The organism is Neobacillus sp. SAB-20_R2A, from assembly GCF_049568635.1.
Classification (GTDB): Bacteria; Bacillota; Bacilli; order Bacillales; family Cytobacillaceae; genus Neobacillus; species Neobacillus citreus.
Genome location: NZ_CP145895.1, coordinates 2,753,883 through 2,767,747 on the forward strand (window position 1 = coordinate 2,753,883; position 13,865 = coordinate 2,767,747).

8 protein-coding genes and 1 pseudogene are annotated in these 13,865 nt (G+C 39.8%); 5 read left to right on the forward strand and 4 right to left on the reverse strand.

Features of this window, described 5'->3' with window-relative positions; all coding sequences use genetic code 11:
* Positions 1-16 precede the first annotated feature (16 nt).
* Complete coding sequence (locus V5M37_RS13485; protein WP_423802379.1) at positions 17-1,957, reverse strand: LTA synthase family protein; 1,941 nt, start codon at positions 1,955-1,957, stop codon at positions 17-19.
* Positions 1,958-2,260: 303 nt separating this feature from the next.
* Between V5M37_RS13485 and V5M37_RS13490 the strand changes: the two genes are divergently transcribed.
* From V5M37_RS13490 to V5M37_RS13500, 3 genes are all read left to right on the forward strand, one after another.
* Positions 2,261-2,932, forward strand: a complete 672-nt coding sequence (locus V5M37_RS13490; RefSeq protein ID WP_423802380.1) for a helix-turn-helix domain-containing protein — start codon at positions 2,261-2,263, stop codon at positions 2,930-2,932.
* A gap of 214 nt (positions 2,933-3,146) precedes the next feature.
* Positions 3,147-4,346, forward strand: a complete 1,200-nt coding sequence (locus V5M37_RS13495; RefSeq protein WP_423802381.1) for an iron-containing alcohol dehydrogenase — start codon at positions 3,147-3,149, stop codon at positions 4,344-4,346.
* A gap of 8 nt (positions 4,347-4,354) precedes the next feature.
* Positions 4,355-5,764 carry an aldehyde dehydrogenase gene (locus V5M37_RS13500; protein WP_423802382.1) on the forward strand — a complete coding sequence of 470 codons (1,410 nt, stop codon included), beginning with the start codon at positions 4,355-4,357 and terminating at the stop codon, positions 5,762-5,764.
* A gap of 160 nt (positions 5,765-5,924) precedes the next feature.
* Here the strand turns inward: V5M37_RS13500 and V5M37_RS13505 are convergent.
* Together V5M37_RS13505 and V5M37_RS13510 are read right to left on the reverse strand one after the other, a co-directional pair.
* Positions 5,925-8,507, reverse strand: a pseudogene (locus tag V5M37_RS13505) (cytochrome P450); the annotation flags it as partial.
* Positions 8,508-8,531: 24 nt separating this feature from the next.
* The gene (locus tag V5M37_RS13510) at positions 8,532-9,104 is read right to left on the reverse strand and encodes a TetR/AcrR family transcriptional regulator (protein ID WP_423802383.1); all 573 of its coding nucleotides are present in this window, start codon (positions 9,102-9,104) and stop codon (positions 8,532-8,534) included.
* A gap of 313 nt (positions 9,105-9,417) precedes the next feature.
* Between V5M37_RS13510 and V5M37_RS13515 the strand changes: the two genes are divergently transcribed.
* A complete protein-coding gene (locus tag V5M37_RS13515; protein ID WP_423802384.1) occupies positions 9,418-10,842 on the forward strand; it encodes a hypothetical protein in 1,425 nt (474 codons plus the stop codon).
* Positions 10,843-10,900: 58 nt separating this feature from the next.
* Here the strand turns inward: V5M37_RS13515 and V5M37_RS13520 are convergent, their stop codons facing one another.
* A complete protein-coding gene (locus tag V5M37_RS13520) occupies positions 10,901-12,109 on the reverse strand; it encodes a CapA family protein (protein WP_423802385.1) in 1,209 nt (402 codons plus the stop codon).
* A gap of 182 nt (positions 12,110-12,291) precedes the next feature.
* Here V5M37_RS13520 and V5M37_RS13525 point away from each other — a divergent pair, with 182 nt between their 5' ends.
* Positions 12,292-13,455 (forward strand): glycosyl hydrolase family 18 protein, encoded by a 1,164-nt coding sequence (locus V5M37_RS13525; protein ID WP_423802386.1) that lies wholly within the window; start codon positions 12,292-12,294, stop codon positions 13,453-13,455.
* Positions 13,456-13,865: the final 410 nt, after the last annotated feature.

The window sequence follows — 13,865 nt, forward strand, 5'->3', positions numbered from 1 at the left end:
ACCCGGAGAGCGTCTTTTATTTAGAAGAATCTTCTTGACCCTTGTTATAGTTATATTTTGATCTGTCGATTGGTTTAAAGCCATCAGGTGTATAGAAACGCAATAAGTCACCATTTACGACTTTATCGGATTCTGCCAGCTTTTGGTCCACGATTTCGTGGTACTTCTTAGCCTGATCCAATTTATCTTGTGAAAGTTCCAATCCAGTTGTCGAATCATAATATTTATCTCTAACAGCAGTTATGGTTGGACTTACATAGTCGCCATTTCGAAATGGAACAAGCTGATCGTGCTGCTCGGACAATAAATCAGTACCAAACTGAACAAATTGTTTTGAATCAATCCCTAACAAATGAAACAGAGTAGGAAGGATATCAATTTGGCCGCCGTATTCATGATGAATTCCCCCTTGGATGCCTGGGACACGAATAAATAATGGAACACGCTGCAGGCCGGCACTTTCAAACGGAGTAATCTCCTTACCCAACACTTGGGACATCGCTTTATTATGGTTTTCGGATATTCCATAATGGTCACCGTACATAATAATAATGGAACGGTCAAGTAATCCTGTCTGCTTTAAATAATCAAAGAACTCTTTTAGAGCTTCGTCCTCATATCTTGCTGTTTGGAAATAATCATCCACCGAAGCATCGCCAGTTTCTGCAGGTGCAATTGTGGCCAAGCTTTGATCCATTTTATAAGGATAATGGTTTGCTACCGGAATAAATTTCGCATAAAACGGCTGCGGTAATGTTTCTAACATTGGTTTAGATTGCTGATAAAATGGTTTATCCATCATACCATATTCCGCTTGATCCTCAGGGTTTACTTGATAATATTTTCCATCAAAAAATTTATCATAGCCAAAAGATTTATAAATTTCATTGCGGTTCCAAAAGCTTCCTGAGTTTGCATGGAATACTGCAGAAGTATAACCCTGCTGTCCTAAAATTCCCGGTGCTGATTGGAATGTGTTCATGCCTTTGGTCGTAAAGGCAGCTCCCTGCGGCAGTCCGTATAATGAATTCTCAAGCATAAATTCAGCATCTGCTGTTTTCCCTTGTCCGGTTTGGTGGAAGAAGTTATCAAAATATAGGGTATTCTGATCACGTGTTAACGAGTTTAAAAACGGTGTAACCTCTTCCCCATGAAGCTTATAATTAATTAAAAAGTTTTGTGTCGATTCAAGATGCAAATAAATAACGTTCATGCCTTTAGCGGCACCAAAATATGCCGGGTTGGGTGCAGCATAATTGGAGTTAGTGTAGTTTTTCACCTCAGTAACATCGTCGCTACTCGCCATTACCCGTTGAGCAGAGGCTGTCGTACTTTTCACCGTATCATAAATCGTGTAATTGTACATGCCTAAATATTTTACAATGTAATTTCGGTCAAAACCTCTTGTTAATAATTGCGGTCTGTCCGCTTCTGCTAATGAAAGATTGGCGCAAGAAATGGCTAGTGCCATGGAGAATAAAGCAGCTACCTTTTGACGGCTCATATCTTTTTTCTCGATTTTTACAATCCTAAATACTAGTAATGCAATTAATAGAATTGTATCTATAAAGAATAAGAAATCATATGGCTTCAATAAAGAAGACACACTGCTGCTGACATCACCAAAGTTCTGTGTTTGGGTCAATGTAGGCAACGTGATGAAATCATTAAAGAAACGATAGTATACTACATTGGCAAACAATAAGAACGATAATAGAAAATCAATCACAATCAATGAAATATACTTTTTTCTGCCTTTAAATAATGCTGAAATCCCTAAAAATATTAACGCCGATCCTAATGGATTTAAAAATAATAAAAACTTCTGGATTGAGTTCTGGATCCCTAAATCAAATTGTGTTAATTGCGTAACATATGTTTTTATCCAAAGAAGAATGACGGCCAAAAAGAAAAAGCCAATATATTTATGGGAAATACCTTGACCTTTTAGTTTCATTATTAAGCACCTTCCTTCTAGCAAATCATTATTGCATATTTTAATTTACTTTCCTATATGTGATTAGTACTATTTAGTCTAGTCTATATCTTAAATGGTAAATATGAACAAACTATGAATAAAACAAGAAAAAACGTAAATGACCTGCTCACAAGATAGTAACTATACTACTTTTTTTGAAAAAGTCAACCCATATATGAATGCAATCCTGTCCATTATATTTAGTCGGGAATGGTATAATACATGTAATCATGATATTTATTTACATAAGTTTCCATCAATAGATCTGAGGTGAAAAAAAGTTTGTCTCTAACAAAAAGACGTCAGGAATTCCTTGATCATATCTACCGTCAATTTAAGAAAACAAACAACCCTGTCCATTATTCGAAGGTGGCGGAAGCCATTGGCGTAAGCAAATGGACAGCCTATGATGTATTAAAGGAATTGGAAAACCAGGGGCTTGTAAAAAGAACGTATTCCACGAATGAGAATGAAGCGGGTCGTTCAATCGTTGTCTTCTCCCCTACTGAAATTGCAGAGAGCTTTTTCCAAAAAGAACGCAGAGAGCTAACAAACACAGAAGAGTGGGAAGCCATCCTGCCTGAAGTCATTAAATTAGTGGAAAATCCACAAAATCTGCCTTTACGAGAAGCAATTCATCATATCATTTCGCTCATGAAAAATGTAGAAGTTAAGCTGGAGTTTTGCGCTTACTTTCTTAGTATTTTGCTATTATTCTTGAATACACTAGGAAAAAACGTGAAGGAATTAACGGTGAACTTAATCAATGCCTCCAAGGAAGCAAAGATGCAATTAACAGTATTTACAGGGGCAGTTGTTGGAATGATTATTCAATCGGTTGGTGAGGAATTAAGTCCGGATATGGTGAAACTCGTTCAGCAATTCATTGACAATGTCAGCGAGCTTAATGCTGGCGAATTAGGTTTATTAATTAATTTCATTGGACAAAGTTAAAATCAGCCGATTTCGGCTGATTTTTCGTTTCAAAGATAGTTTTTTGGTTTGATATCAAGTCTAGTTTATATACTACAAAGGAAGTATATTTCAGAATTTTTTAAATATTCTCTTGACGTTCCCTCCGTTTTTACGATATATAGTTTGTATACATTTTTTGGTTTTTTGGGTATTTTGCGTGTTTTTATTTTTTATTGAAAGCGGGGGATTATTGATGTACGCATTATATTGCAGAACGTATCAAGGTGGGATGAAGGTAGCCTCCTTTATACTTCCTTGGCGAAAACCGGAATTATTAGAAGGAGAAAACAGTCTAAGTAAACTTCCAACCCTTATTAAAAGTATGCGAGTTGAAAGCGTTTTAATCGTGACGGATCAAGGGATTGTTTCCATTGGCCTGATGGACCCTTTCTTAGATGGCTTGAAAAATGAGGGCATCCAATTTTCCATTTATGATAAAACCGTTCCAAACCCAACAATAGAAAATATTGAAGAAGCCTTTCAAATGTACAAGGAGAATAAATGCCAGGGAATTGTTGCATTTGGCGGCGGGTCGCCAATGGATTGCGCAAAAGGTGTAGGCGCCCGCGCGGCAAGGCCTAAAAAAAGTATTCCACAGATGAAAGGTGTTTTAAAGGTATTAAAAAGAATACCGCCTCTGTTTGCTATCCCAACGACAGCAGGTACAGGCAGTGAAGCAACGCTTGCCGCTGTTGTCTCAAACAGCGAGACACATGAAAAGTATGCGATAATGGACACGGCCCTTATCCCCCATTATGCTGTATTAGACCCGCTTCTTACTGTAAAGCTTCCTCCCCATATCACGGCTGCTACGGGTATTGATGCACTGACACATGCAGTCGAGGCGTATATAGGGAAAAGCAATACGAAAGAAACAACACAGTGCAGTATTGAGGCAGTACAGTTAATTTTTGAAAATCTTTATGAATGCTATTCAAATGGTACCAACATTCAGGCTAGAACAAACATGCAAAAGGCTGCTTATTTGGCCGGAATCGCTTTTACCCGGGCATATGTCGGGTACGTGCATGCGATCGCCCATACCTTAGGCGGGTTTTATCAGGTTCCCCATGGTCTGGCGAATGCCATTATTCTTCCATATGTACTAGAGTATTATGGGGAATCCGCCCATAAGCCGTTGTCAGAATTGGCAGATTTGGTTAAAATAACAAAGCCTTCCGATACAATTGAACAAAAAGCACGGAAATTTATTGATGCCATTAAAGAGCTTAATGAAAAAATGGCTATCCCGACCAAGGTGAACGGAATCATCGAAAAGGATATTCCGCTCATGGTGGAACGGTCTTTGAAAGAAGCAAATCCTCTCTATCCTGTTCCGAAGATTCTTTATAAAAATGATTTATTAAAGCTTTATCATCTGATAAAGGAGTAGATATGAATATGAGTATTTCCTCTCCCCTATTAAATGAAGGCGGTACTAAAGAAAATTACAGTTACCTAGTAAATAAACAAAAGTCCTTCTTCCGAAAAGAACAGACAAAGAATGGTTCCTTCCGATTGGCTGCATTGAAAAAATTGAAGGATGCCATAAAGGTAAATGAGCAAGAGATTATGGCAGCGTTAAAAACGGATTTAAATAAATCCGAGCTAGATGCGTATGCGGCAGAAATCGGATTTGTCCTTGCTGAGTTGACTTTTACAATTAAAAACCTGAGTTCTTGGGTAAAAACAAAAAGTGTTAAAACTCCTATGACCCATTTTGGTTCGACGAGTTACATCTATTCAGAACCCTACGGTGTGGCATTAATTATTGCTCCGTGGAACTATCCATTTCAGCTGGCGATTGCCCCGTTAATCGGTGCGATTGCAGCGGGAAATTGTGCCGTTTTGAAACCTTCTGAATTAACACCAAAAACGTCTGAAGTATTGGCGAAGCTGATCAATGGTCTATTTCCTGAAGAGTTTGTTTCAGTTGTAGAAGGCGGTGTGGAAACAAGCACAGCACTCCTTGAGGAAAAATTCGATTATATCTTTTTTACTGGAAGTGTACCTGTTGGGAAAATCATTATGGAGGCTGCGGCAAAAAATCTAACTCCGGTTACATTAGAGCTTGGCGGCAAAAGTCCCTGCATCGTTCATGATGATGCCAATATTAAGGTAGCGGCTAAACGGGTTGCCTGGGGTAAATTCACGAATGCTGGTCAGACCTGTATTGCCCCCGATTATCTTTATGTTCATAAAAATGTCAAAGACAAATTTCTGAGCGAGTTTAAAAATACGATTAAAGAATTATATGGCGAAAATCCGTTACGTAACCCCGATTTCACCCATATTGTTAGTGAGCGGCATTTTAAGCGGCTGGAGGGCTTTTTGGATAATGGTCAAGTATATTCTGGGGGTAAAACAGATTCGGATACCCTAGCGATTGAGCCAACTGTTTTAACGAATATAAGCTGGGATGATCCAATTATGCAGGATGAGATTTTTGGCCCGATTCTTCCTGTTATGGAATACAGCCATTTATCAGAAGTGCTCGATGGCATCCATAATCATCCGAAACCGCTCGCCCTTTATATTTTTACGGAAAATAACCAGGTCCAGCAAACGGTTCTTAACAGTGTTTCGTTTGGCGGCGGCTGTGTGAATGACACTGTCTATCACTTTGTCTCCCCTCACCTCCCCTTCGGCGGTGTCGGACCAAGCGGCATTGGCTCTTATCACGGAAAAGGCAGCTTTGATACCTTCTCCCATAAGAAAAGTGTCCTAAAGCAAACCACCCTTTTTGATATTCCATTCCGCTATCCGAATTTTAAGAATGGACTTAAGATGTTGAAGATGTTTTTAAAATAATGGGAAGTCCCTGATTCTCAAAAAGAATTCAGGGACTTTCGTTTTAACCTATTTTAACTTGCTGGTCTTCTATAGGGTGGTCGTCTAGCTCAGAGGACACTAAAAACATAACGATTTCATCCCCTGGCTTTAAATCCGCAAAGAATGCACAAGCTAGAGCCCCTTGTTCAACATTAATAGTAATGCTCACTCGATTCGGACTTTCCTTAGGAGAGCTAGTTATCGAAAAATACCTTGGTTTAAGTGAAGGCAATAGCTCTAAGAAACGTTCGAACGGCATTTCACAGGCTTCATATTTTTCAAGCAAGTCAAGCATCGAAACTCTATTTTTCAAAACAAATTCTTCATATACCCCATCCGCTAATAACGCTTCTAGTTCCCGCTTATGCGGAGGGCAAACCGTATAGGCGGCCAATTCACGAATTTGTACCCGCGTTGCTGTTTCCTGCACTTCCACGCTTTGACTTAGGAGATCAACTAGACTTACCGGGCGGTCTAACGGAAGATGGGAAAAAGTACGGCCGCATGCGGTAATAATCACATGGTCCTTTCCATTTAATCTAAAGCGTTTAATAATTCGCTGAACGGTTTCTTTGCTATTCCTTGGAAAGACCCCAAGATGGTTACCTTCTTGATAGGTTAGCCCTTCAGGCAAGGAAAACACAAATTGCCTTGTTTGTTCATTTTCGGCATTAAACACTAAATGATTTTCTACAATCGAACCTTGTACGGAATCGTACTTATCAGCCAAAGGTGAACCCATTACAGTATTGACAAACTGTATGGAAATTGTATTTGCCACTTTTTCATCATTTCTATCCAATTGAATTCCGAAGGTTTTGAAGGCATCCTGCCACATCCGGTTTTTCCATTCATCAAATTGCTTCTCAAAATCGCCGCTTGCATCACCTTCCCCCCGCTCTGAAAATCTGACTGCTCCTTTAAGGGCAAGCTGTTCATCAATATAACGAGGCACATCCTGGTAGGTGTTCGCCCAGTTGTGATCGCCACATCCAAATACCGCGTACTGGACACCTTTTAAACTACCTGTTTCCAGATGTTCCAGCCACTGCACAAATTGGCGTGCGTTTCTTGGCGGTTTCCCATTATAGGAGGATGTGACAATGATTACGGCTCCTTCAGTTGGTAACTTACCAATCCTATCGTTTAGGGGAGCGGCCTCACTTCTTACTCCATGCAAACGGGCAATATCGGCAAGCTCATGTGCAACCTGCTCTGCTGTTCCCATATTGGAACCATATAAAACAAGCAGCGGTCTATTATTCACCCCAATAAGTGAATACTTCGGAGCTTCTTGGTTATTTTTCGGGGCTGCCGCTTTTTCAGCAGATAAAGCAAATGTATCGATTCTCTTATTTTTCCGCAATTTTAAGCGAACTTTAAAATTATCAGGTTTAAGCGTCAATGTTTGCTTAATTTTTAATTGATAATGCATATGGTCGATTAAGTCAAAATGCTGCAGAATCATTCCTAACACAAGCGTTGCCTCATGGAGGGCGAACTGCATGCCGATACACGCTCGCTGCCCGTTTCCAAAGGGCTTATAGGCATGTGCGGGAATTTTAGTCATATCTGCAAAACGCTCAGGATGAAATTCTTCGGCATCCTCCCCCCATGCATCCTTATCGCGATGAAGTTTTGGAATAATGACGGACACATTGTCGTATTTTTTTAGCCGGTATTTTCCGCCAATGACCGTTTCGTCTTTTGCGTACAAAGTAAATTGGGGCGCAGTAGGATAAAGACGTAAAGCTTCATTTAAAATCATCCGAATGTACTTAAGGTCGAGTGCCTGCTGATACGATGGAATAGAATCGCCTAGTACCTGGTCAACTTCCTCATATGCCTTCTTAAGTACTTCAGGATGCTTCAGAAGCAGGTATATGGCAAAAGAAAGCAATCCGCTTGTCGTTTCATGACCGGCAATGAGGAAGGTAATGATTTGGAATCGAATATTTTCATCATCAAGCCTCTCTCCTGTTTGCGGGTCATTGACATTCAGCATTCGGGCCAGCAAATCAGTTTCCCCTTGATCGCCGCCTTCTTTGCGTTCAGCGATAATTTTATCTACTAGAGAAAACATTGACTTAATGTCGCGTTCGAACTGCCGCTTGGTTCTTACCATCAGCTGGGTTTGAATAGGCAGCCTTGTGCTTTGGTGCATGGCCTCGTCAAGTGCCCGAATCATACTGATGATAAACGGATTGTGGTTTTCCCGATAGAAACTGTGAAAGCGATAGTTAAATCCGCATAACCCAATCGTATCTAGGGTCAGACGGGTCATATCATCGGGAACATCGATGCTCTCATTTGGATTCAAACGGGCCCACTTTTGTACGAGCTGCTGGGCGATGTCAACCATCATCGTATGATAGCCTTTCATTGCTTGCTGGCTGAAGGCTGGCATTAGAATGCTATGGGCTTTCTGCCAATTCGGCTCTTTCGTTTTACTTGTAAATAAGCCGTCTCCCCCTAGTGCACGCAAAAAATACAACCCTCCGGAGAGACTTTTGTCAAACCGGGATTCATCACAGACCTCGGCAACTAATGCATGACCTGAAACAAAATGCATGATAAAACCAAAAGCCTCAAAGCGAAAAATAGGTCCGTATTCATCGGCGATTTTCCAAAATGACAGCGTTGGTGCATCTTTATCGATTAATGGAATATTGCCTAACGGGCCATACGTTTTTGGCTGCGGAATCCGCATATTATTTTCCATAAAAAGCTCCTCTCTGTTAATTACTCACCTTTTACCTAATAAACCGTATAAAACAACATCGGCGATTTCATCCTCCATATGGTCGAGTGGTAATTTTTCTGAGATGATTTCTTCCTGGAGTTTTTCAAAGTTGAGTAGGGACCAAATAGCGCTAGTGATTCCAAGTTCAAATAGAAGGGATTGGACTGGGGTGAGATTTCCGTTAGATACCTTTTGCAAAAGCTGTTCCATACTTTTGTCCTGAATATAAATCTGCTCCATAAACATCTTTGCCAGCTCTGGATGGTTGGGTGATTCCCTAAAAAGGATGTTGAAGCTGTCCAGATTGCTGCGGATTACTTCCACTCTTGCTTTGATGACATCCCTGACCAGATCAGGATTATGATCAGAATTCATCTTGGGGGGCTCAAACACAGACGGAGTAATGCAGGCAAGAAAAATATCCTTTTTGCCCTTAAAATGTTTATAAAGAGCTGCTTCTGAAACTTCAACACGCCTGGCAATTTCGGCGGTTGTGGCGCCATTATATCCTCGCTCGGCAAAGAGCTTGCGTGCCTCCCGGATAATTTTCTTTTTAGTATCCGACTGCGATCCCAAATTCTTCCCCCTCTCTTTTGGTTAGTGAATACTTACTAACTATTATATATAATATTCTGAAATCTCTGTCATGGTATAAAATACCTGTTTTCCAAATAAATAAAATGACGTTATTTTTCTACTTCTTTCTACATTTTTAAAACATCTATTATCACAATTTATGTTTTTTTATCATAACCTGTTTCCTGCTGTGTTTTGCTGTTATTTCGTGTAGAAATATTTCAATATACGAAGTAATTGGCTTGTCTTATAATCAAATTGGCTGAATATTAGTACTAATATTCCCAATATTATTTTAACCAGGGGTGGTTCCATGAAAAAAAGGAAAAAAGGATTCGCAGCAGCATTAGCCACAACGCTCTCTTTATCTGTACTCAGCTCCGTCGCATTTGCAGACCAACCTTCATCAACTGATTCATCCACTTCACTGAATATTAAACCTCCAGAGTTTTTTGTTCCTAATGGACAGAATAAGAAAAACTTTTATGTGGATAAAACACAATTAAATTCTTTATCACATTTAGAAGGGTATGAAACAACAAAACTGTTTAAGGGCATACATAACGGTGCCGGATATTGGATCGAAGTACCAAATGATTGGAATGGTAAACTTGTATTGTATGCCCATGGATATAGAGGAACAGGCAATACATTAACTGTCGAAGCACCGCCAATTCGACAACACTTAATTGAACAGGGATACGCATGGGCTGCGTCTAGCTATAGCACGAATGGTTACGATGTAGAATCAGGTGTTAAAGATACTCATGACTTAAACGGTTTCTTTAGAAAATTAGTGGGAAACCCAACTGAGACCTATATTACTGGGCGATCTATGGGTGGCCATATTACCGGTGTTTATGCCGAGCAATATGGTGACGTAGATGGAGCCTTGCCAATGTGCGGGGTAATGGGAGACTCGGAATTGTTTGATTTCTTTACGGATTATGGGCTTTTAGCGCAATCGCTATCAGGGATTGATAAAAAAGACCAGAAGGTAATGGCTGACGATAAATACTTTACGGAAACGATACCGTTTATGGAAGGTAAATTAGGGAATGGTGTAGTACCAATTAATAAAGATACAAATATATTTAAATCATTGACTAAAGAGGGTGCTCTCCTAGAAAGAGTTACTGAAAATCTAAGTGGCGGTGATCGGCCATTATTTGAGACCGCCTACAGATTTGCCTTTGACGATTTTCTACTCTGGAGAATGCCAACAAATCTTGCTTATGGCGAAGCAACTGGTAATGTAGTCAATAATACGGATACGATTTACCAGTTGGATAGCAATCCTGCTTTAACTGACGAAGAAAAAGCACTAAACGCCAGTGTCCTTCGAATTGCCAATGATCCAAATGGCCGTAATAATAATGGTTTAGCCGCCATTCCTAAAGTAACAGGAGATTTAAAGGTTCCAACTGTTTCACTCCATACTTTAGGTGACCTATTTGTACCATTCTCCATGGAGCAGATTTATGCGAAAAGAGCTGAGGAAAAAGGAAAGAATAACCTGCTGGTTTCTCGCGCTATTCGAACTATTGGCCATTGTGAATTTAATGCACAAGAACAGATTAATGCCTTTGACGACTTAATTAAATGGGCGGAAAAGGGTGTAAAACCGGCCGGAGATGACATCTTAAATCCTGAGGCTGTAGCAGATTCTTTATTTGGTACACAATTTACTACAGCTAGACGTTCCTATGATTTAACACCATGGACTCCTAATCAATAAAGGTTTAAAGCAGAGAGTCCCTTCTCTGCTTTAAATTTTTTATCATTTTAAATTTGATTTATTCTTCATTCACTACCTGATCATAAACCATCCACCCAGTCCCATTAATTTTATTCGAAACATCAATAATCTTCTTTTTCACCCTATCAAACTCCGAACCTTTCAACTTTGTAGGCTGGTAATTATTTTTCGACGAAACAGAAGATATCGAAAATGGGACTACATTGATTTCTTTTTTGTCAGTCAAAACTCCATTTTCCAGATGAAATGTCTGTTGAAAAACATACGTGTCTTTATCAGATGGATTCCGGTTTCCTCCAAACATAAAATTCCCAAGACTGTACACAATAAATTTACCATTATATTCTTCAATTCCCTGGACGACATGTGGATGGTGTCCAAGAATCAAATCCGCACCACTATCGATTGCAAAGCGGGCCAATGATTTTTGCGAGGCTGTCGGAACGTATTGCCGTTCCACTCCCCAGTGAAAATGAACAAGAACAATCTGTGCCCCCTGCTCTCGCAACTGGTTGATACCTTGTGAAACCTTATTCCTTACTTCACGAGTATCCTGCCAGCCTTCAAAGCCTAAAGCCCCTATTTTAACGCCCTTTACGGTTGTTATATATTGATTTTCGTAGCCGAAATAGCCGATTTGTTGGTTCTTCAAAGCTTCAATCGTGTCAGTATATCCTTTCTGAAGGTAATCATGGATATGATTGTTGGCGAGGTTAACTGCTTCAATACCGCCCAGTTTTAATATTTCCGCATAACTGGGGTCTCCTTTAAAACGAAACGTTTTTTGTGCTTTTTGTGTTGAATTTGTTAACGTCGTTTCCAAATTGACCGTAGTAAGATCATCCTCCTGAAAAATAGTATCGAGTTCTTGAACAAAATAAGCCAAACCGTTTGCCGATGCTGTACGAACAAAAGTATCTGGATATGTAAAAGTTTCGTCTGTCCCTAACGTAAAATCACCAGCTGCACTTATTTTAATTGTCGTTTCTGTATTTTGCTGCGTCTGTATTTGAGCCTGAGGTTGTTCAGGTTGTTCCTTCTGAACATCACTCTTGTCCTCTTGCTTAGACTCTTTAACGATTACAGGGGTACTCGTAGGAACAGTCTTATCTCTCTTAATATAATTAGCAATTGCAAAAGTACAAGCAACGAATACAGCTACAATAATAATGGTAAAACTAATCTTATTTTTGAACTTCTGCCGTTTTCCTGATTCAGTCCTACTTAATTGGTCCTTGCTATCCATTCCCTAATTGTCTCCTTTATTTTATTTCTTTGGAAATGACTTACATTTGCAAATTGTACCATAATTCGAGTTGTGTTTAAAGAATATTCCGAATTTTGTAAACCTACAAGATATTACCATCCACTCCTTCCTCCTAATCTGTTAAACTTTTAATGTCATATTTTTATAGGAGGAAGTCAGCGATGAATAAACGAAAAATCCTCCTTGCACTGGTAATCTTATTTACCTTTATTGGAGGAATTGCTGCAGGATTTTTCTTTTCCGAAAACGATCATGATTCAAAAATTGTAAAAATAGATCAATCACCAAAATCCGCTTTAAAGCCACAGGAAAAAGTAGTCCCTGAAGTGGAAAAAGCGCACTCAAAAGTTCTCATTGGATATGTACAAGATTTTCGTGATCCAAATACAGTCGAATATGACAAGTTATCCCATGTAATCTTCTCTTTTGTGCATCCGACCAAGGATGGCGGGATTTTACTTAACGGCGATAAAGCACTTGGTAACTTGCGGGCAATGGTCACAAATGCGAAAAAACATAATACGAAGGCGATTTTAGCTATTGGTGGATGGTATCACATTAAAGGCGGAGAATCGTATGAATATTTCAAAACGGCCATTTCTAATCCGGAATCGAGGACAAGACTAGTAAATGAGCTTACTGGAATTGCTGATAGAGAGAATTTGGACGGGATCGACATCGATTTTGAACACCCTCGTTCTGCAGAGGATGCTCAAAATCTGTCCGCGTTCGCCAAAGAATTAAGCGAACAGCTTCACCCTAAAAACAAAGAGCTGTCAATTGCAGTTTATTCGATGATTCATGCAGTTACGTTAACGGAAATTGCCTTTGTTAAATATGAGCCAGAAATGTTTCAATACGTGGACCGCGTAAACATTATGGCCTATGACGGACAATGGGATGACGGCTACCATGCCGCAAACCTATCTCCATACCCATTCACTGAAAAAATCGTAAGCTATTGGACAGGACTTTTTGATAAATATAATATTTCAAAGGAGAAATTAGTGCTTGGGGTACCGCTGTATGCCCAGCCTGAGGATCCAAAAGTCAAGCAGGTTTCATTCGGAGCAATTTTGAATCAGAATCCTTCCAATTCTGGTGCTGATACAGTCCAAATGAACGGAACAACCTACTATTATAATGGTGAAGAGACAATGAAGAAGAAAACGAGATTGGCCCTAGACCATGGTATGGGTGGAATGATGATGTGGGAGACCGGGCTTGATGCCAAAGGACCACAAAGCATAACAAACACAATTTCAGAAGTCCTGAAGGAGTCCGAAAAGGATCCGATAAAATACTACACAGTAAAAGGAAATTAAGTTTAAAAGGGCCTTACTCCCTGCGTTGCTGTTTATAAGCACCAGGGGTAAGGCCTTTTTAGTGTAGAGAATTTATATGACCTCGATTGCTATAAAAATCACCGGATTGGTAGCATAGAGCCTGTATATGAGCTCAAACAGTTGAATAAGTCATCGGTTTGGTAACATAGATCTTTTATTTGAGCTCAAACGCTTGAAAAAATCTCCGGATTGGTAGCATAGAGCCTTTCTATGCGCCCCAACGCTAAAAAAAATCACTGGATCGGTAGCATAGAGCCTTTCTATGCGCCCCAACGCTTGAAAAAATCGCCGGATTGGTAGCATAGAGCCTTTCTATGCGCCCCAACGCTTGAAAAAATCGCCGGATTGGTAGCATAGAGCCTTTCTATGCGCCCCAACGCTTAAAAAAA

What these genes read in the sequence shown, in the direction of transcription:
- V5M37_RS13495 (WP_423802381.1), top strand. Translation starts at nt 3,147, where the DNA reads ATGTACGCATTATATTGCAGAACGTATCAAGGTGGGATGAAGGTAGCC.
- V5M37_RS13515 (WP_423802384.1), top strand. Translation starts at nt 9,418, where the DNA reads ATGAAAAAAAGGAAAAAAGGATTCGCAGCAGCATTAGCCACAACGCTC.
- V5M37_RS13500 (WP_423802382.1), top strand. Translation starts at nt 4,355, where the DNA reads ATGAGTATTTCCTCTCCCCTATTAAATGAAGGCGGTACTAAAGAAAAT.
- V5M37_RS13485 (WP_423802379.1), bottom strand. Translation starts at nt 1,957, where the DNA reads ATGAAACTAAAAGGTCAAGGTATTTCCCATAAATATATTGGCTTTTTC.
- V5M37_RS13520 (WP_423802385.1), bottom strand. Translation starts at nt 12,109, where the DNA reads ATGGATAGCAAGGACCAATTAAGTAGGACTGAATCAGGAAAACGGCAG.
- V5M37_RS13525 (WP_423802386.1), top strand. Translation starts at nt 12,292, where the DNA reads ATGAATAAACGAAAAATCCTCCTTGCACTGGTAATCTTATTTACCTTT.